This window comes from Paenibacillus tengchongensis (assembly GCF_008973665.1).
In the GTDB taxonomy this organism is placed as follows: Bacteria; Bacillota; Bacilli; order Paenibacillales; family Paenibacillaceae; genus Paenibacillus_AQ; species Paenibacillus_AQ tengchongensis.
The window spans coordinates 64,565-84,834 of record NZ_WACP01000019.1 but is presented as its reverse complement, the minus strand read 5'-3'; the positions used below and the strand labels follow the sequence as shown (position 1 = coordinate 84,834).

17 protein-coding genes are annotated in these 20,270 nt (G+C 55.2%); 5 read left to right on the top strand and 12 right to left on the bottom strand.

Features of this window, described 5'->3' with window-relative positions:
- Positions 1-55: 55 nt before the first annotated feature.
- Positions 56-2,710: a YhgE/Pip domain-containing protein gene (locus F1381_RS25385; RefSeq protein ID WP_187355567.1), complete on the bottom strand. Its 2,655-nt coding sequence runs from the start codon at positions 2,708-2,710 to the stop codon at positions 56-58.
- Positions 2,711-2,954: 244 nt separating this feature from the next.
- Here F1381_RS25385 and F1381_RS25380 point away from each other — a divergent pair, with 244 nt between their 5' ends.
- From F1381_RS25380 to F1381_RS25370, 3 genes are all read left to right on the top strand, one after another.
- A complete protein-coding gene (locus F1381_RS25380; protein ID WP_151737622.1) occupies positions 2,955-3,482 on the top strand; it encodes a hypothetical protein in 528 nt (175 codons plus the stop codon).
- A 260-nt stretch (positions 3,483-3,742) separates the two neighbouring features.
- On the top strand, positions 3,743-6,325 hold the full coding sequence (locus F1381_RS25375; RefSeq protein ID WP_151737621.1) for a beta-L-arabinofuranosidase domain-containing protein: 2,583 nt from the start codon (positions 3,743-3,745) through the stop codon (positions 6,323-6,325).
- 166 nt (positions 6,326-6,491) lie between these two features.
- Positions 6,492-7,346, top strand: a complete 855-nt coding sequence (locus F1381_RS25370; RefSeq protein WP_151737620.1) for an AraC family transcriptional regulator — start codon at positions 6,492-6,494, stop codon at positions 7,344-7,346.
- Between the two features lie 214 nt (positions 7,347-7,560).
- On the opposite strand, the gene F1381_RS25365 is transcribed toward F1381_RS25370, so the two are convergent.
- The 6 genes from F1381_RS25365 to arfA all read right to left on the bottom strand — a co-directional run bounded on the left by F1381_RS25365 (position 7,561) and on the right by arfA (position 15,186).
- Positions 7,561-8,532, bottom strand: coding sequence for a glycoside hydrolase family 43 protein (locus F1381_RS25365; RefSeq protein WP_151737619.1), 972 nt, complete (start codon positions 8,530-8,532; stop codon positions 7,561-7,563).
- A 108-nt stretch (positions 8,533-8,640) separates the two neighbouring features.
- A complete protein-coding gene (locus F1381_RS25360) occupies positions 8,641-10,119 on the bottom strand; it encodes an alpha-N-arabinofuranosidase (protein ID WP_151737618.1) in 1,479 nt (492 codons plus the stop codon).
- A gap of 30 nt (positions 10,120-10,149) precedes the next feature.
- Positions 10,150-11,058, bottom strand: coding sequence for a carbohydrate ABC transporter permease (locus F1381_RS25355; protein WP_151737617.1), 909 nt, complete (start codon positions 11,056-11,058; stop codon positions 10,150-10,152).
- Between the two features lie 49 nt (positions 11,059-11,107).
- Positions 11,108-11,986 carry a carbohydrate ABC transporter permease gene (locus tag F1381_RS25350; protein WP_151737616.1) on the bottom strand — a complete coding sequence of 293 codons (879 nt, stop codon included), beginning with the start codon at positions 11,984-11,986 and terminating at the stop codon, positions 11,108-11,110.
- 78 nt (positions 11,987-12,064) lie between these two features.
- The gene (locus tag F1381_RS25345) at positions 12,065-13,312 is read right to left on the bottom strand and encodes an extracellular solute-binding protein (protein ID WP_151737615.1); all 1,248 of its coding nucleotides are present in this window, start codon (positions 13,310-13,312) and stop codon (positions 12,065-12,067) included.
- 362 nt (positions 13,313-13,674) lie between these two features.
- Positions 13,675-15,186 (bottom strand): arabinosylfuranosidase ArfA, encoded by a 1,512-nt coding sequence (gene arfA / locus F1381_RS25340; protein ID WP_151737614.1) that lies wholly within the window; start codon positions 15,184-15,186, stop codon positions 13,675-13,677.
- 360 nt (positions 15,187-15,546) lie between these two features.
- Between arfA and F1381_RS25335 the strand changes: the two genes are divergently transcribed.
- Together F1381_RS25335 and F1381_RS25330 are read left to right on the top strand one after the other, a co-directional pair.
- Complete coding sequence (locus tag F1381_RS25335; protein WP_151737613.1) at positions 15,547-16,512, top strand: ArsR/SmtB family transcription factor; 966 nt, start codon at positions 15,547-15,549, stop codon at positions 16,510-16,512.
- 198 nt (positions 16,513-16,710) lie between these two features.
- Complete coding sequence (locus tag F1381_RS25330; RefSeq protein ID WP_039871250.1) at positions 16,711-16,869, top strand: hypothetical protein; 159 nt, start codon at positions 16,711-16,713, stop codon at positions 16,867-16,869.
- A gap of 115 nt (positions 16,870-16,984) precedes the next feature.
- On the opposite strand, the gene F1381_RS25325 is transcribed toward F1381_RS25330, so the two are convergent.
- The 5 genes from F1381_RS25325 to F1381_RS25305 form a co-directional block, all read right to left on the bottom strand.
- Complete coding sequence (locus F1381_RS25325) at positions 16,985-17,755, bottom strand: class I SAM-dependent DNA methyltransferase (RefSeq protein ID WP_151737612.1); 771 nt, start codon at positions 17,753-17,755, stop codon at positions 16,985-16,987.
- A 108-nt stretch (positions 17,756-17,863) separates the two neighbouring features.
- Entirely contained in the window at positions 17,864-18,775 is a 912-nt protein-coding gene (locus tag F1381_RS25320; RefSeq protein WP_151737611.1) for a CvfB family protein, read from the bottom strand.
- On the bottom strand, positions 18,772-19,119 hold the full coding sequence (rsfS, locus tag F1381_RS25315) for a ribosome silencing factor (protein WP_151737610.1): 348 nt from the start codon (positions 19,117-19,119) through the stop codon (positions 18,772-18,774). The genes F1381_RS25320 and rsfS overlap by 4 nt, the downstream gene beginning before the upstream one ends.
- Positions 19,116-19,694 carry a bis(5'-nucleosyl)-tetraphosphatase (symmetrical) YqeK gene (gene yqeK, locus F1381_RS25310; protein WP_151737609.1) on the bottom strand — a complete coding sequence of 193 codons (579 nt, stop codon included), beginning with the start codon at positions 19,692-19,694 and terminating at the stop codon, positions 19,116-19,118. The genes rsfS and yqeK overlap by 4 nt, the downstream gene beginning before the upstream one ends.
- Positions 19,678-20,268: a nicotinate-nucleotide adenylyltransferase gene (locus tag F1381_RS25305; protein ID WP_151737608.1), complete on the bottom strand. Its 591-nt coding sequence runs from the start codon at positions 20,266-20,268 to the stop codon at positions 19,678-19,680. The genes yqeK and F1381_RS25305 overlap by 17 nt, the downstream gene beginning before the upstream one ends.
- Positions 20,269-20,270: the final 2 nt, after the last annotated feature.

Genomic DNA, 20,270 nt, shown 5'->3' with positions numbered 1-20,270 from the left:
GACATAAATTAATGATGGCATGTGCCTATTATACCAATAACAGGCAGCCCGTTCATCAAGAGATCAGCCCCGATTTCTCCGCCCGCTCGGCAGCTCTGCGGATATAAGGCTCGAGCGGCTTTTGCAGCGTAAGGGCCAGCAGCAGGGCCAGCAGACCGAAGAGGATCAGCAGCAGCGCATCGCGCACCGCCACCTCAGGCAGAATGCCGCCCACCGTTTCCCGCATCAGACTGATCGCATACGTAAAGGGCATGAATGGATGCAGCGTCTGAAAAAAGCGGCCGGTAGTGCTGACCGGAAACGTACCGCCCGAGCTGGAGAACTGCAGCACCATAAATATGATGGCGATGCCCTTGCCCATATTGCCGAACACGGCGACCAGCGAATAGATGATGGTCACAAACACGAGGCTAATCAGCAGCGCAGACAGCACGAACCACGCTTGATCCGCGGCGTATCCCCCCAGAATAAGCAAGTTGCCCAGTGAGGCAACGAGCGCCTGCAGCACGCCGATCGTAAGAAAGGTCAGCAGCCGTCCGAAATAGAGCTGCCGGCGGGTTCCACCGGCATCCGCCGTGGTGCGCAGCAGCGATACCAGCAGCGTGCCGCCCACCCACAGGGACAGCACAACATAGAACGGGGTCATCGCCGATCCGTAGTTAGGGATCGGATACAGGGCGCGTTCCTTCAGCTCCACCGGATTCGCCAGGAAATCGCTGGTGGTCTTGATGTCTCCGCCAAGAAGCTGGGCGAGTTCATCCAGATTCACCTCTTTCTTCACGCTGCGCACCGTGGCCGCCGCTTTGTGCACGGCGGCTTCCAGCGCCGGCAGGTCGCCGCGCACAATACCGGCGGCGCGCGTCACGCCTTTGCCGGCCTGCGGCAGGCCGGTCTCCACCAGCTGCGCGGCCGTGCGCAGCCGCTGCTCCACCGCCGGCAGGTCCTCGCGGGCGAACACGGCCGCGCGGTGGACCGCCTCTCCGGCGGCGGGCAGGCCGCTTTCGATGCGCGGCAGCACATCCGTGACCAAGCCGGTCAGCGCAGCCAGCCTGTCCGTGATCCCGCCCGCAGCGTCCTGCAGCCCGCTGCGGACCCCGGGCAGGCGCTGCTGCAGCGCCGCCAGCCCGCTCTGGCCGAAGGCAATCGCCTCCTTCGCTTCGGCCAGGAGGGACGCGAGAGCCGCGAGCTGCTGCGGCACATCCTGCAACGCGCCGGAGGAATCCGCCGCGCTGGCGGTGAGCCGGCTGAGCGAGCGGCGCAGCTCCGGCTGCGTCCGGCCGCTGTATCCGGCGGCGAACCGCTCCAGCGCCGCGAGACCCTGCTGCGCGGTCTCGCTGAACCGGGCGAGCTGCGCGGCCGCCGGCGCGCCGCCCTGCTCCAGGCCGGCCGCCAGCCTGCCGGCCTGCTCCGCCCCCGCGCCGTAGCGCTGTTGCGCGGCGCCCAGGCCCTGCAGCTCCGCGCCGGTCACGCTGCCCGGCGCGAGCGCATTGACTGCGGCCAGCAGCGCGGCCGCATCCCCGAGCGCAGCGCTGCCCGCCGCGAGGCTCGCGGAAGCGCTGCGCAGCTCCGGCGCGGCTGGCTCCGCGCCGCCCTCCAGGCGGCCGGCCAGTAGAGCGGCCGCGTGCCCGGTCTGCTGCAGCAGGCGCAGATTCTGCTGCAGCACCTCAGGCACAGCGGCGAACGCGTCGCCGTGCTGCGCCAGGTACGCCTGCAGCTGCCGCTCCAGCTCCCCGGCAGCGCTGAACTGCGCCGCGTCCGGCAGCTTGTCCGCGGCGGACGCTACAGCAGCCTCCGCTTCAGCCAGCCGGGCGGAAGCGGAGGCCAGCAATTCGTCCACGCGGCCGAATTGCGTATTGAATGCGGCGGTCAGCTCCGCCGCCTGCTGAAGTGCGGGCAGCTTGTCCTGCAGCCCGCGCAAATGCTCCGCAGCCGCACTGAGCTGCGGCCAGCCGGCATCGAGCGCCTGCGCCGCCTGGCCGGCGCGTTCCAGCTCCGGCAGCCGGTCAGTCAGTGCGGCCACGGCTTGCGCGTCACCGGCAATCTCCGGCCACCGCCGCTGCAGCTCCATCACCAGCCTTCCGGCTGACTCCAGCTCCGGCAGATGCTCCTCCAGCGTGAACAACCCCTGCTCTACGCGGCGGATGAGCGGCAGCTCCGCCTGGAACTCTCGGTCGGCTTCGCGGAGTGCGGTCAGCACCGTACGGCTGATTTCCTCCGTGAACCCCTCGCTGATTTGCGCGGAAATGGTCGAAGCGCCTTTAGCTGTGATTTTGGGGGCGACGGCATTGATCTTCTCATTGACGGTATAATCGAGCTCCGGCCGCTCGAGCCGGCCCTCCAGGATTCCCGCCAGCTTGCGGGAGAAATCAGCCGGGATCACAATGCTGGCATAATAGTCGCCCCGCCGGACGCCATTCTCAGCGGCCTTCTCATCCGTAAAGGTCCAGCCAAGCGTCTTGTTTCCGTGCAGGCTCTCCATGACCTGCTCTCCGATATTGAATTTCCTTCCTTCGATAACAGCGCCTTCATCCAGACTGGCCACCGCGATCCGGATGCCCGAGGTGTTGCTGTAAGGGTCCCATACCGCGGCCACATTCACCCAGTCATAGACGGATGGCAGCACAACCAATGCGCAGACCAGCAGCAGCGCTACCGGCGCTTTAAACAGGTTGTACCAGTCCTGCCGGTAAATCCTCCAAATGTTTGCCACAGGCAGTGTCACCTCCGAACCGGAATTGGGATATTTTAATATGCCCCGGGCGCCGCAATTTGTTGCGTGCAGGGAAAGGGTAGGACTACGGCGTCTAATGAAACAACAGGAAGAAATCCGTTGCAACATTTGTTGCGGATCTTCGTTAATAGAGGTATATCCCCGTTTGAGAACGACTGCAGGGGGTAAAGAGGTATATAGACCTAAATGTCCGTGATTAATTATGCCAAGGGGGAAAACAACCATGAACCGAAAAAGATCTGCCTATGTGCTGCCCGCACTGCTTCTGCTGAGCCTTTCCCTCGCCTCAACGGCAAGTACGGAGCTGACGCGGGCGGAAGCGCAAAGCGGGGATTCCGCGCGTGAATTTACTGTGTACATCGACTCATTGAAGTCCCAGGATCAGAAGCTTGTCCTCACCGCCGATGAAATCGGCTGGTATGAAGGTCCCGCAGCCGACGCAATCTTCGCAGAGCGTGATCCGGAAAGTGCAGCGGAGCTGGGCGGCACACCGGACGGCTACTATATCGTCAATGACAGCGACACGCTTTCCTCTTACCCGGTATCGCCGGACGCCCAGGTGGTTATGCAAATCTATGACCGCACCGGCAAGCTAGAGGATCTTGATATTAACTGGAACGAAGAGATCTCACTGGCCAAGTTCACCGGCGAATTTGCCAAGAAGGATATTATTGACCTGAGCCAATCCCCGTACCATGTCACTGTCAAGGATGGCCAGATCGTCTTGATCGTTCAGCAGTACACACCCTGATTTCATAAGCTGCAGCAAGCGCTCTTTGCCTTACGGCTGAAGGAGCGCTTTTTTGGGCATAGCCCGATCCGATGCTGATATGCGGCTGAACTTTGCGCGTCACTGCCTGCACCCCGCCAGTTCGCCGTGTCGGCATCTAACCTTTTTACACTTATTCAATCACTCCGCTATTTACGCCAAAACACTTTATCTATAGGCTTATTTATGTAATAGATCTTGCCTAGACGGCACTAAATACACATAGGACTGGTGATGAAAATATGCCTGTTGGCACAACCCCGCAGCTGGCGGCGGAACGCAGCGCAATCAAAGATTTCCGCATGGATCAGGTACAGGTTAGCGACCCTTATTTCGGCAATGCCTTCGCCAAGGAGATAGCCTATCTCAAAAGCTATGACCCTGACCGGCTGCTGGCCGGCTTCCGCGAGACCCGCGGCCTTGCCCCCAAGAAGGACAAATATCCCGGCTGGGAGAATACCGAAATCCGCGGCCATACACTGGGACATTATCTCGCTGCGCTGGCTCAGGCGTACTCGGGCTCCGGCGATGACGAGATCGCCCTCAGAATAAAGTATCTGGTGTCAGAGTTGGCCCTTTGCCAGCACGACAACGGATATTTGTCGGCCTTTCCCGAGAGGCTGTTCGACAACGTGGAGAACCGGCAGCCGGCATGGGTGCCCTGGTACACGATGCATAAGATTATCTCCGGGCTGATTGCCGTATATTCCGCTACGTCAAATGAAACCGCTCTCCAAACGGTGGGCAAGCTGGGGGACTGGGTCTACCGCAGAGCTTCCGCCTGGTCGCCTGAGCTGCAGGCCCAGGTGCTGGCCGTGGAATACGGCGGGATGAACGATTGCCTGTACGATCTGTACAAGCTCACCGGCAGCGAGCAGCACCTGCACGCCGCCCATTGCTTCGATGAACTGAGCCTCTTCACTCCGGTCCAGGGCGGCAAGGATATTCTGAAAGGCAAGCACGCCAACACGACGATCCCGAAATTCATCGGCGCACTGAACCGGTACCGGGTGCTTGGCGAGAGTGAGGTCTTCTACCTGGAAGCCGCACAGCAGTTCTGGGACATGGTCGTCAACCACCACAGCTATATTACCGGCGGCAACAGCGAGTGGGAGCATTTCGGCGATCCCGATTCTCTTGACTGCGAGCGCTCGAATTTTACCGCTGAGACCTGCAACAGCTACAACATGCTGAAGCTGTCCCGTGAGCTGTTCAAGCTGACCGGAGATGTGAAATACGCCGATTTCTATGAGAATACCTTTATCAATGCCATTCTCTCCTCCCAGCATCCGCACACGGGAATGACGATGTATTTCCAGCCGATGGCTACCGGCTATTTCAAGGTGTACAGCTCCCCCTTCGAGCATTTCTGGTGCTGCACGGGGACGGGAATGGAGAGCTTCACGAAGCTGAACGACAGTATCTACTTCTATGACGCGGCAGGCATCTATGTGAACCAGTATATCAGCTCGGTGCTGGTGTCGGAGGAGCATGGACTGAAGCTGGTACAGACCGCCGCCCTTCCCGATCAGGATACGGTGCAGCTCAAGGTGGCACGGCTGGAAGCGGCCGGAGAGCCGCTGGCCCTGAAGCTGCGGATTCCCGACTGGACGGCCGGAGAGCCCGAGCTGCTGCTGAACGGCAACCCGGCAAAGTTCGCGCTGGACGGGCGGTACGCCGTACTGACCCGGGTGTGGGCTGAAGGCGACAGCCTGACACTCCGCTTGCCGATGAAGCCGGCCTATTACACCCTGCCGGACGCGCCGAATGTCGTGGCCTTTAAGTACGGCCCGGCAGTTCTTAGCGCAGCACTCGGGCAGGAGGATATGGCGGTGTCGGCAACCGGTGTAGATGTCAGCGTTCCGACGCGGAACATGCTGGTGAAGGATTTCCTCACCCTTAAGACCGCTCCGGAGGAATGGCTGGCGGACTTTGCTGCGCATCTGGTGCAGGCCGAAGACGGACTGGTCTTCACGCTGCGCGGTACGGATGAAGACCAGCGGCTGGTCTTCACCCCGCATTATAAGCAGCACAGCGAACGATACGGAATTTATTGGCGGCTGGTCGAAGCTGATTCGCCCGAGCTGCAGCAGCATCTTCTGCAAAGCAAGCTGGCTCAGCGGGTAGCTGACGCGACCCTCGACAGCATCCCTGTCGGCAACGATCAATATGAGCTGGAGCATGGCGTCCGGGGCGAGAACACCACCGTGGCAACCTGGGACGGATACAATATCCGCAAAGCGGAGCAAGGCGGCTGGTTCAGCTATCGGATGAGAACCGCGCCGGAGCAGGACAATTTCCTGTCCGTCACTTATTTCTCCGGCAGCAACGGCAAGGATATCGCCATTTATATCGACGGTGAGCTGCTGGTCAGCGAAACGCTGCACACTGACAAGCCGCGCAGCTTCTATACGAAGCTGTACCCGCTTCCGTCTGCCCTTACCCGCGGCAAAGAGCAGGTCGAGGTCAAATTCGTCATTCCCGGCCAGGAGAACGGCATCTTCGATCTGCTGCGGATGATGACCGGCTTTGACGGCAATGCCGAGCTGCAGACGCTGGATTTCAGCTCCGGCATGCTGTCACCCGCCTTCTCCGGAGAACATCCGGTCTATACGCTTACCGTTCCGGCCGGCACCGGCCGGCTTACATTGAAAGCTGCCCCGCAGCATAAGAACGCCTTAGTGTATGTCGGCGGTGTGCTGATTGAAGATTCACTGCCGCGCGAGGTTCTCCTGAGCAGCAGCGAGACAAAGCTGCACATTGCCGTTAAGGCGGAAGACCAGGAAGCCAGCCGGGATTATACGGTTGAAATTGTCCAGGCATAGCCTGAGCTTATCAGCTTAAGACTGAAGCTGCTCCGGCCGCGGCAAGGCTGCGCCGGAGCAGCCTTTTTAGGCAGAAGATGTATTTCCTGGCGGGATTGAACATGCGGCTGGCTGTGCTTATACTGAATGAAGCTGACCAGAACTATCAGGCAGAGGGGGACGGGCAATGATTGCCTATGAGCTGAAAGTGGAGACACCGGTGGAACTGGAGATTACGGGCAAATTTCTCGCTCCCGGCGCCGATTGGATCCATATGAGCAGAATTCTGCTCGATTATGAATTGATCGTGATGACTGAAGGCATGCTTTATCTCGCCGGAGATCAGCAGCATTTTACCGTAGCCCCCGGAGAATATCTGCTTCTGCCTCCCCATACGCGGCAATACGGGTTCCAGGCCTCGGCCTGCAGCTTCTACTGGCTGCATTTCAGGTCGCCGGATAAGGTCTGCCGCCTGGATCTGGCCGCAATGCCGGGCGAACCGGAAGAGTACAAGCTGATTTTGCCGCAATACGGTGCGCTGAAGAGTCCGGAGAAAATCATTGTCTTGATGAAGCAGCTTCAGGATTGCGTGCGCGGTTATAACCAAAAAACGCTGAACAATTATATGACTACGTCCGTGCTGTGTGAGCTGTACAGCCAGGTCTTCCACAGTGTGCAGCAATTCCCGCGGAAGGCGAAGCAGGAGCAGCTTTATAACGATATCGTCGATTATATTAAATGGAGCCGCAGCCAGCAGATCAAGGTTGCGCAAATCGCCGACTATTTCGGCTACAACGAGAAGTATCTCTCCCATCTGTTCACAACCATTTCCGGGACCTCCCTGAAGCAGTATATTTTGCAGCAGCGGATGGAGCTGGCCAAATTTCTGCTTACCGATACGAACCGCAATATTACCGAAGTCTCGCAGGAACTGGGGTACAAGGATGCCCACAACTTCATGAAATCGTTCAAGAAAATCGTCGGCCTGACCCCGTCGGAGTACCGGAACGCTTATGCCAAGCGGCTGCTGTTCTATGAATAAGCCACACCCTAAGCCGCAAAGTTGGAACCCCTAGCACTATATGCAATAGGTAAATGCAAATTAGAGGCTAAATAGAAATCGGCCTCTAATTTTTTGTATTTATTCGAACTTTTCAAAATACAGGCCAAAGAGGGCTGTACCGCACACTAGACTAAGCGTGTATACAGCCCTCTCTTTTTGTTTCTCCCGTTGTTATATCCAGTTAGCCCTGATATTATTCGCCCTGCTTGCGGCTGTCCTTCACTGGAACGCCGAAATGCGGAGTGCCGTCCTCGTTCCAGCCCAGCACCTGCGCACGGGTGTGACGGTTCGGGTCATAGAGCGGATCGCCGGTAATCTCCTTATAATTGCGGCAGTGATAGATCAGCACATCCTCCCCGTCTTCATTGACGGTGAAGCTGTTGTGGCCCGGGCCATATTGCCCGTTCTCCTCGGAGGTCTGGAATACCGGCTCCGGCAGCTTGGTCCACGATGCAGCATCAAGCAGATCGCTGTCCTCATCGGCATAGAGCAGCCCCATGCAGTAATTGTGGTCGGTAGCACTGCCCGAGAAGCTCATGAAGATACGCCCGTTCCGCTTCAGCACCGCAGCGCCCTCGTTGACCAGAAAGCCGATTTTCTCCCACTCGTATTCCGGGGTGGCGATCATCGTCTGCTTGCCTTTGAGCGTCCAGGGGTTGCTCATCTCCGAGATGTACAGATTGGAATTGCCGAGAATGTCCGGGTCCTTCTGCGCCCATACATAATAGCGGACACCCTTATGTTCGAACGAGGTAGCATCCAGGGCGAAGGATTCCCAGGCCGTCTTGACTTGGCCTTTCTCGGTCCAGGTGCCCTCCAGCGGATTGGCCGATTCATTCTCCAGCGCAAACATCCGGTGATCGAACAGCCCGTCGTTAGTTTCGGTAGTGCGGGCTGCCGCAAAATAGATGTACCATTTGCCGTCAATATAGTGAATCTCCGGGGCCCAGATGTTGGCACTGAGCGGGCCGGTCTCATATTTACGCCAAGCTACTGCCGGCTCGGCATCCCGCAGCCCTTCGATGGTCTTGGCTCTGCGCACTTCGATCCGGTCATATTCCGGCACCGAAGCGGTAAAGTAATAATAACCGTCGCTATGCTTATACACCCACGGATCGGCACGCTGCTCGATCAGCGGATTACTGTATTCTTTGTTTCTGCTCATAATGGTTTCTCCTTTGGTCTTATACTATATTTCTGCAGGGAGAGCAGAAAGAACGGACGAACTGAAGCGCTGCGGCCTAACCATTCCTTCTCTCCCCAAGTGCTATGGCTACTCCAGGGTCAGAACGGCGACACAAGCCGGCGGCAGCTCGCAGGAAAGCAAGCCGTCCTTGAGGATTGCACCATTATAAGGAACCGGCGCCACATTGTCCGGTGACTGGAACGTATTGTGGGCGTCCAGAACTTTATGCGTCAGAATCTGTCCGGTTACAGAACCGGCCTGCAGACCATCGACGGCAACCTTCAGGCTGGCACCGTCAACATGGCTCAGATTGCAGATGGAAACATACAGCTTGCCCGCTTCGTCGCGGGATGCGGAGACGTTCAGCTGCGGAATACTCTCCCCGCCGAGGCTGTAATCCGGGCTGTCAAAGATAACCTCCAGCCATTCATTGTCCTGATGAACCTTGTACATATTGAGGACATGGTAAGTCGGCGTGAGCAGCATGCGCTCGCCTTCCGTCAGAATTAACGCTTGCAGCACATTGACCATCTGCGCCAGGTTCGCCATGTGCACGCGTCCGCCGTGCTTCTGGAATACATTCAGGTGGATTCCCGCCACCAGGGCATCCCGCAGCGTATTCTGCTGGTACAGGAAGCCCGGGTTCGTCCCCGGCTCGCTTAGGAACCAGGTGCCCCATTCATCTATAATCAATCCTACCCGCCGCTCTGGGTCATATTGATCCATAATCGCGGAGTGGCGCGTAATCAGTTCGTCCATATATAATGACTTCTTCATCGTCTCAAACCACTCGTCTTCGGCAAAGCCCAGGGCGCTGCGCTTCTCTTCCCAGCTTCCGGGAATCGTGTAGTAATGCAGGCTTAAGCCGTCCATAAACCGACCCGATTCGCGCATGAGCACTTCTGTCCAGTGGTAATCGTCGATATTGGCGCCCCCGGCGATTTTGTAAAGCTTGTTATCGCCGTAATTGCGTGCATAGGTCTGATAACGGCGGTACAGGTCGCTGTAATATTCAGGACGCATATTGCCACCGCAGCCCCAATTCTCGTTGCCGACGCCGAAATATTTCAGCTTCCACGGCTCCTGCCGCCCGTTCTCCGCCCGTAAGGATGCCATCGGAGATTCGCCGTCAAAGGTCATATACTCGACCCATTCCGCCATCTCCTGAACGGTCCCGCTGCCGACATTGCCGCAGATGTACGGCTCACATTCCAGCAGCTCGCACAAGCGGAAAAATTCATGTGTGCCAAAGCGGTTATCTTCCACTACCCCGCCCCAGTGGGTGTTGATCATGCGTTTGCGTTCCTCCGGACGGCCGATGCCGTCCTTCCAGTGATACTCATCGGCAAAGCAGCCCCCCGGCCAGCGCAGCACCGGAATCTTCAGCTCCTTAAGCGCAGCAACCACATCTACTCGTATTCCGTCCTTGTTCGGGATCTCCGAATCTTCCCCGACCCAAAGCCCTTCATAAATGCATCTGCCCAAATGCTCGGCGAAATGCCCGTACAAATATCTGCTGATCCGATGTACAGGAACATCGGCAGTTATTCTGAGATTTACAGTCATCGGCTTCTCACTCCTTGGGCGTTTTTTTGTTTAGCCCTTTATCCCGGAATTCAGGTTAATGGATTGCGTAAAGTATTTCTGTGCGAACAGGAAGATGACCAGGGTCGGAATAATCGCCAGGATCGCTGAACCCATCAATTGGCCGATCATCCGGTAGTTTCCGTAAATATCCTGCAGGAGCAAGAGACCCGCCGTTACCGGCATTTTGTCCACATCGGTAAACACGATAACCGGCCACAGGAAGTCATTCCACGAGCCCGTAAAGGAGAACAATGCGCATACAATCAATACCGGCCTAACGAGCGGCATAATAATTGACCAGTAAATCCGGAAATGTCCGGCGCCGTCCACATGTGCCGATTCATCCAGATCCTTGGGAATGCCCCGCATAAACTGTCGTACCAGGAAGATGTTGCCCATACCGGCCAGACCCGGAATAATCATTGCCCATGCCGAGTTGACCCAGCCGAGGGAGTCGATAATTTTGTAGGAAGGAATCAGGTTAACAACGCCCGGAAAGAAGGAAATCCCCATCAATGTGAAAAAGAGGGTGTCCCGTCCTTTGAAGTTCATCCGCGAATAGCCGTAGCCGGTAATCGAGATGACCACGACTACGAGGAATGTGTGCACTGAGGCGATATAAAGGGAGTTGACCAGCCAACGCAAGATAGGTGCCGTTGAAGTGTTCTCCAGAATGGTGACATAGTTCTCAAATATCCATTCCTTCGGAAACAGACGGAATCCGGAGGAGACCACTTCGGTCTGCGAACGGAAAGAGGTTGTGATCCCGAAAACAACCGGAACGATCCAAATTACACACAATATAACCAAAAACAAATAGGAGATATATTTGGAAATGCTGATATTGGAGCCTTTTTTCACTTTGCTGTTATTGATTAACGGACTCTTGCTCACTTGCTCCGCCACCTGATTTGACATATGATTACACCCGCCTTTTCAAATTCCAGTTTCATCCGTGTCCGTGCACTTAAGCCGCATTCCGGTTCATCACGTAATACTGCAGAGCCGAGATGATGAGGATAACGATACCCAGCAGCACCGCCATCGCCGAAGCCATCCCCGCAATGGATTCCCCGTTGCCGAAGGCTAACTGGCGAATATACATCATCAGAACGTGCGTGCTTTGGCGCGGTCCGCCGTCAGTCATCATGAGCGGCTGGCCAAAGACGTTGAACGCGCCGGCGGTCGTCATGACAAAGGTATAAATGAGCGGGAACCGGATGGAAGGCAACGTAATGCTCGCGAATCTGCGGATCGGTCCGGCGCCGTCGATGGACGCCGACTCATAGAGGTCCTGGGCTACGCCGCTGATGGACGCGCGGTAGATAATCAGGTTGCCCCCGACACCGCCCCAGACGGTGATGACAATAATGATGATCCAGGCATAAGGCTGGTTGGCCGGCCAGGAGACATCGGAGTTGAACAGATTGCCCACGAAGCCCAGCTGTTTATTGAACAACAGGAGCCAGATCAGCGCACCGGCTGAAATGGAGATCAGACCCGGAACATAAAGAATGGCCTGAATCAGACCCTTCCCCTTTACTTTCTTATGTTCGAGGGAAACGGCAATCAGGAGCGGAAGCACAATCAGAATAGGCACGGTGAAGAGCACGAAGAGCAACGTGTTCTTGAGACCGTTGGTGAATTGCGTATGGAAGGTAGAACTGCTGTCGAACAGGATAGTTCTGTAGTTGTCGAGACCTACCCATGTCGGATCGCTCATCAGATTCCATTTGGTGAATGATGCATAGATCCCGTAAATGGTCGGCAGAAGAATGAAGACAAGAAATAATATTATATGCGGACCTACAAAGAAAGCTGGAGCCAGACTCATTTTCTTTTTCATAAGCAATCTTTTCTCCTTTGGCATAAAGCAATGTACCGTAACCGGCACATTGCTTTATGCAGTCATTTCCTTTATCTGTTATTGCGCTGCGCCCGCGCTTTCGGCAATCTTGTCTTCCACGAATTTCTGCATGGTCTGCAGCGTCTCGTCGATATCGACATTGCCGCGGACGATATCGCCGCAATACGTATCTACAGCTTCAGCAATGTATGGGTAGTATTCATAAGTGTAGATGTACAGGGACTGGGTTTCCTGTTCATTGGAGGTGAAGAAGGATTGCATATAGTTCTGGTACTCTGGGCTTTCATTGACTTGCTTCGAGGCTACGATCTGACCGGCTTTCGCCCATTCCATCGAGTTGGCGCGGATGAATTCCAGGAACTGGCCGATGCCTGCCACTTTCTCTTCGGATCTGTCTTCGTTCTTCAGCATCGCAAACAAGTGGGAGGAACCTCGATTCGTGAACTTGTCGGCGGAAGTGGAGTATACATTGGTAACCCCGAAGTTCAAGCCTTCAACACCGGCATGTGCCGTGGAGCTCCAGGTACCGTCTGTGGAGAACAGGACGTTGCCGGACTGGAACATCAGGTAGCCGTCTTCGCCGAACGGAGTCATCAGACCGGCGTCGTTGATCTTCTTCACTTCTTCGAAGGCCTGCTTCATTACAGGAGTGTTGACTGCAGGTTTGCCGTCCTGCTGGATATCGCCGCCCAGGTTCTGGATTTGCGCCAGCATAACCCAGCCCAGCAGGGCGTCATTCACAACATAATCGCCTTCATCCAGCTTGCCTTGCAGCGACAGTATCTCGTCAATGGTTACTACATTGTCGTCGAGGAATGATTCAACACCGTATTTCGCGAGCAAATCTTTATTGTAATACATCACGTTAGCATGAATATCAAGTGGCACTGAATATTGAACATTATCGATGGTTCCTGTCGACCATGCCTGCGGCAGATAGTTGTCCTGCTTCAGTTCCGGCTGCGCTGCGATCACATCGGTCATCGGCTCCAGCACACCCTGCTTCACATAACCCGGAACACGGTCCGCGTGGATGATGGACAGATCCGGAACGCCTTTACCAGAGCTCAGAACAGTTGATATTTTTGTATACATATCGGCTGTAATGACGTGTTTCACTTTAATTTCCGGATTGGTCGCATTGTAATCCTTGACCAGTTGATCCATATAAGCACCGTCATCACCAGTCAGCGGCGTCCAGAACGTAATTGTCTTTTTATCATCGTCCCCGCCGCAACCCGTCAAAACTGTGGATAATAAAAGTACAGAAGCTAATACTGAAAAACCCCACTTTTTCTTCAACACTTTCTCCTCCTAATGTACTGAGTTTAGTCAATTATCTACAAAATGTTTTTGCAAACAATGTACCCGGTATGAATAATTAATTCATTAAAATCTAAAACATTTGATATGATTATTAATGAATTCGCTTACAGTTATAAAATACCACACTCCAAAGCACTTGTAAACATAAAAATATAAATCTTTTTACACTTAATAAAACTAAAGTACATTTCACTTACAGAAAGCCTTGAAACCACCGTGTTTTTTCTGGATATTTTCAAATTAACTTTAAATACTTATAAAATAAAATCATATTAAGTAGCCGGTATATTCTGAAAAGAGAGCTACTCTTATAAGAGCAACTCTTTCCAAGCCTGTGACACTTATTTCTTAAGGCGGATAACATTCCATGAAGCCTTCGGCAGCAGCGTCTCCACGTAGCCGTCCTTGCAGGCAGTAGCATCCAGCAGACGCGGTTTCACCTGTTCCCCGCGGGCACTGTTGACAGCCTTCAGATCATCATGCTGCAGCACAATATGTTCCAGCAGTGAATAGCCTGTAAATCCCCGGACATCGCAGCTTAGCTGCAGGCCTTCCTCCAAATTGCGGTTCACGGCAAAAATGGTGAGCTCGCCGGCTTCCTCGTTGTACACGATTGCGCTGTCCAGATAAGGCACATCGGTATAATCCTGCGCATCGTATTTCGGACTGTTCACCACCGGCTGCAGCGACACACCGCGCCCGTAAACGGATGCGTGCATATATGGATAGAAAATCGTCTGCTTCCATGCTGCCCCGCCCGCTTCCGTCATGATCGGCGCGATTACGTTGACCAATTGGGCCAGACAAGCCATCTTCACGCGGTCCGCATGGCGGATGAACGTAATCAGCATGCTGCCGACCAAAAGCGCATCCTCGAAGTTATAATGATCCTCCAATTGCGGCGGTCCGACGCTCCACGGCTCAATCTTTGTATCAGCATCATTGGAGTGATACCAGACATTCCATTCGTCAAAGCTGAGATACATCTTCTTCTTGCTGCGTTTCTTCGCCTTGATATAATCGCAGGTGGCTGTCACCGTCTTAATGAAATGCTCCAGATCCATGCTGCGGGCCAGGAAATTGGCGGAATCATTGTCGCGGTTGCCGTAATATTGATGAAGCGACACATAGTCAGCCACATCATAGGTATGTTCCAGCGTGACCGCCTCCCATTCGGGGAAGGTCGGCATTGCCGAACTGGAACTTCCGCAGGAGACAAGCTCAATATCCGGGTCTACCAGCCGCATTGCCTTGCCGGTCTCGTAAGCCAGCCTGCCGTATTCGGCGGCTGTCTTCTGGCCGATCTGCCACGGGCCATCCATTTCGTTGCCCAGACACCAGGTCTTGAACTTGTGGGGCTGCTCCACACCGTGGCTCCGTCGCAAGTCGCTCCAGTACGAGCCTCCGGGATGATTGCAATATTCCAGCAGATTGCGGGCCGCATCAACGCCCCGGGTCCCCAGATTGACGGCCATCATGACCTCGGAGCCGACCTCCTTGGCCCATTGTGCAAATTCATTGGTTCCCACTTCGTTCGGCTCCACCGTTCTCCAGGCGAGCTCCAGCCGGCGCGGTCTGCTCTCCAACGGACCGACTCCGTCCTCCCAGTTATAGCCCGATACAAAGTTACCGCCGGGATAACGGATAATCGGCACCTGCAGCTCTTGTACCAGCGCCTTCACATCCCCCCGGAATCCAAGAGCATCTGCCGTTGCATGACCGGGTTCATATATCCCCCCATACACAGCTCTTCCTAAATGCTCAATAAATGAGCCGTATATACGTTTATCCACTTCAGCAATCACAAAAGCCTTATCCACGATAAGAGTCGCTTTAAGTACATCTGTTGCCAAGACACTCACCTGCCGTTTTATGTTTTTGTCAAATAATTAAAAAACATTTGAATGTATCCGCTTGCAGATATAAAATAACATATATACGGTTCCTTGTAAATTAAATATATAAAACAATTTATGTTTATTTGAATTAAAGCAAGAAATCTCCGTCAATTTTCCATGTTTTCAGTGATTTTTACAATTGTGCTGTAGAATTATTTAATTTATCATAAATAAAAGACACTTTTTCTTGCGAAAATACCTTATTTTTAATGAGATGTCACAAATAAAGGCAGAAACCTTTCTTTTTCACCTTAATTAGTTTATAATTTCATAAAATAGTCGATTTAAGACGTCCGCGGAGGAAGGAACAATCTAATGATTTATATTAAAGATTTAATGAGTGGGATCGATATCTTTAAGGCGCTCAGCTCGGAAATCCGGATTCAGATTCTTGAGCTGCTGGCCAGCAACCAGGCGCTGAACCTTAATGAAATCGCCAAGCGGCTGAACCTCAGCAACGGGGCAATTACGATGCACATCAAGAAGCTGGAGGAAAGCGGCCTGATTGAGATCAACACTTCCGTAGGCAAGCACGGTATCCAGAAGGTATGTTACCTGAATAAGGATAAGCTGATGGTCGATCTGCGCAGCAAGGATGTCGATAATCTGTATGAAGTGGAGATCCAGGTTGGACACTACAGCAACTACCAGGCGACGCCTACCTGCGGGCTGGCCACGAAAGACAGCATCATCGGGGACTTCGATGAACCGCGCTATTTCGCCGATCCGCAGCGGATCGAGTCGGAAATTATCTGGATGGCCGAAGGCTTCCTGGAATACCGTATCCCCAATTATCTCAAAGCCAACCAGTCCTTCCGCGAGATTCAGTTCTCCATGGAGATCGGTTCCGAAGCGCCGGGCTACAACGAGAATTATCCGTCCGATATTTACTTCTATATCAACGGCATCGAGATCGGCTACTGGACCAGCCCAGGCGATTTCGGCGATACCCGCGGCACCTTCAATCCTGACTGGTGGCCGCCGCATCTCAACCAATACGGGATGCTCAAGCTGATCCGGATCAACAATGAAGGCAGCTTCATCGACGGCTGCCGGATTTCGGACATTACGCTCGACGATATCAAGCTGGATTACAAGAGCGAGCTCACCTTCCGCATTGCCGTTACCGACAAGCCGGTCAACAAGCGCGGCCTGACCATCTACGGCAAGCATTTCGGCAATTACAGCCAGGACCTGCTGGCACGGGTGCTCTACAACGTCCACGAGGTTGACGAGATGAACTGCAGCCTGACAACGAGCGGCGCCGCAGTTACGGAGTAAACCAGCATTCACCAAGCAGGAGCCCGAAGGACGAACGGAAGCGGCAAGAAAGCGTGTTTCTGCAGGCGGAGAACCGCCTCAGGCTCACGCTTTTTTGATGCCTGATGGTGTATGGCCCCGCAAGGCGCGGTATAAATGTCTCCGGCTTGAACACACTAACAGATGTCTCCCATACCACCGAGAAGGAGTGTTTCCGCAATGCGTGAAGGCTTAATCCCCACCGTTCTTGGTACCGTCGTTTCCGCTTCCGGGGCAGCATTTCTGGGAAGCAAGTACAAGCTGGCAGCCACAGGGGTGCTGGGCTTCGGGCTGGCACATATCGTGCTGGGCGCCATCGACTTGTTTGAGCATCGGTAAAAGGTAGGAAGATCCCGGCCTGTCACTCTAAGTGGCGGGCCGGTTCATTTTAAAGTCCGCTGCACCAAACCACAAAAAAGCCCTCGCCTCCGCAGGCAAGGACTGCTTGATCCATCTATTTCAACGCTACATAGAACAACCGCTGCGCACTGTCGCCGGCCTCTTGCCAAGTAAAATCAGCATAGACCTTGATATCGCGGAACCCCGCCGACTGCAGCTCCTGCTTCAGCCACTGCGGATCGTAGGCACGCTGGATATGCGTCTCCTCGAACCGGCGGTACAGGCTGTCACGGCCTTCCTCGCGTACGAATATCGACAAAGAGTGTTCAATCTCCATCCGCAGCTCATCAAGCGAGCAGGTCCAGATGTAAGATACCGGAAGCTCATTCAATACAAAAGGCTGCTCCTCATCGTAACGGACCAGCGTGTCCGGGTGATGCACATCGAAGATAAAGGAGCCGCCATCCTTCAAACCGGCATAGGTACGGGCAAATACAGCCTTGATGTCTTCCTTCTCCAGCACGTAATTGAGACAGTCGCAGAAGGAAATTACGGAATCGACCTGTGCAGGCAGCTCCCATTCCCTCATGTCCTGCCTGATCCAGCGTACGCTGCCCTCGCGCAGAAAGCGCCGGCCCTGCGGATGCAGCTCCAGCTTCTGCTGAGCCACAGACAGCATATCCGAAGACAGGTCGATGCCTGTCATATGATACCCCGCTCCGGCGAGCGGAATGGTGATGGCCCCGGTGCCGCAGCCCAGCTCAGCCACTGTCCGCGGCTTCCCGTATCTTCCCCAGGCTTCTTCCGCAAATTCCAGCCAGCGCGGATACGGCATGTCTGCCATCAGTTCATCATACACATAAGCAAATTTCCCATACGAAGACATTCGCACACCGCTTTCTCTTGCTCTCTTTATATAGTGAAGCCGGACTTCGCACTCCCTGTCTGCCCGCCGATTGATCAGCTGCGTGCGGGCAGAGGGGTTCACAGCGTTTTAGTCCTGCTTCGCTTCCGCCGCCTGCTCATCCTTGCGGACGAGATAGGTCCAGTTCTCCTTCTGGGTAATCAGGCCTTCCTTCAACAGCTTGCCCAGCGCCCGCTTGAACGCGGATTTGCTGATGCCAAAGCGCTGCTTGATAATATCCGGAGGCGTAGCGTCCGAATAAGGCATCGAGCCGCCGGGACGGGAGTTCAGAAACTCCAGCAGCATGGCGGAGTCGACGTCCCGGCCGACTTCCTTGCGCTGGCTCATCGACAGGTTGATCCGGCCGTCCTCGCGGACATGCGAGACCCGCGCCTCGAACTGCTCACCCAGCCGGAGCATCCGGGTGCGTTCCGAAGCATGGACCATGCCGATGACGCCAAAGCCCAGCACGCCTGCGTCTGCAAGCACAAACGTGCCCATCTGCAGCGGTTTGTACACTCTGGCGGTGACGGCAGTGCCCTTCCAGGTGCTCGGCGCGGCAACAGCCAGCGGAGCCAGCTCCTGCTCGCCTGCAAGCTTGGCGCGCAAACGGCCCTGCTTGTCATGCTCCATGATGACATACACTTTGTCGCCGACCTGCGGCCGCAGCTCTACAAGCTCCGGAAGCTCGCCGATCGGCAGCAGCAGCTGGCGGCCCAGCCCCATCTCCAGAAAGCAGCCCAGGCGCGGATGAATATCCGCGACTTCCAGCAGCGCCATCTGCCCCAGCGTCAGCAGCGGCTTCTTCATAGTCGCCGCAATCCGGTCTTCGGTATCAAAAAAGATGAAGACCTCTACCTTGGCGCCCGGTTTCGGCTTGCTGCCGACAAGCTCCGTATAATGCAGCATAACCTCTTCTCCGCCCGCTCCGAGGAAATAGCCGTAAGGAGAGACTTCCCGCAGTACTTCCAGTGTAACTATAGTTCCGGCAATGAGACTCATACCGTCTCCACAACCTTGGCATCCGACCACAGCCGCTCAATATTGTAGTATTCACGTTCATCACGGTGGAAAATATGCACGATGACATCTCCGAGATCCATCAGCACCCAGCGCGCCGCATCCATGCCTTCGATGCCGCGGATCATTCCCCCGGCTTCATGCACGACTTTGCGGACCTCGGTGGCAATGGCCTGCACTTGGGTGTCCGAGTTCCCGTGACAGATAATGAAGTAATCGCTGATCGGCGAAATGCTGCGCAGGTCGAGAGCCACCACGTTCATCGCCTTTTTGTCGTTTACGGCTTTGAGGGCCAATTCCAGCACCTTATTTGATTGTACACTCATGATTTTTCCTCCAGTATTCTTACTAAATCGTTGCGCGAGAGCACGGTCAGCGGGAAAATAATCTGCCGCTTCTGCACCAGCAGGCTGATTGTGGAATCGAATCCGGTTACCAGGCCTTCCTCCAGGCTGACCCGGGCAAGCCTGCGGATCTCCTCGACGCCCGGGAAACTGCGTCCCGGTTCGATATAATCGGCCAGGCAGACGATTTTCTCCAGCTTGGTCATCCCCACGCGTCCCGATGTATGATAGCGGATCGCACCGAGCACCTCGGGATTGGTTATCCCGTAATCCCGCTCCGCCACGAATGCGCCGACTTCGGCGTGCCACAGCGATTTGTCGTACAGGAGCAGCTCGGCGGACAAACCGTTCTCTTCAATGATTGCTCTTTGCTTGTCTACAGGCCAGTATTTGGCCACATCATGCAGAATCGCCGCCGTCTCGGCTACGGCCGGATCGGCGCCGTAGCGCTCCGCCAGCTCCACCGAGGTCGCCATGACCCCCAGCGTATGCTGCCAGCGCTTGGCGGGCATCTGCGCGGAGACCGCTTCCATCAGCGCTTCACGGCTGTACTCCATAACATCCACTCCTTTGCACATAATCGAACACTGCGTCAGGCACCATGTACCGGATGGATTTCCCTGCAGCGGCGCGGCTTCTCAGCATCGTTGACGAGATATCCAGCTGCGGCATATCCGCAATCAGCACCCTACGGGCAATATGCTGAGGCAGCGCGTCCAAATCGAGCGGGGTTCCCGGCCGGCCAACGCCGATAAAGTAAAGCCGGCGCACCAGTTCGTCAATATCCCGCCACTTCGGCAGGTACTGCACCATGTCCGCCCCGATAATGAAGTAGAATTCAATCCCGGCGTACTCCTCCTGCAGGCGGCGCACCGTCTCGATCGTATAGGATACTCCGCCCCTGACGACCTCCCAGTCGAGCACCCGGAAGGCAGGATGGCCGGCGATGGCGCTGTTCACCATGGCCAGCCGCTGCGCTCCGGTCGTACCCGCCGCGTGCTTATGGGGCGGAATATGCGAGGGCATAAACCAGACCTGCTCCAGCATATAAGCCTCGCGCGCGGATTCTGCCGCCAGCATATGCCCAATATGAAGAGGATCGAAGGTTCCTCCCATAATTCCGACTTTCAAGA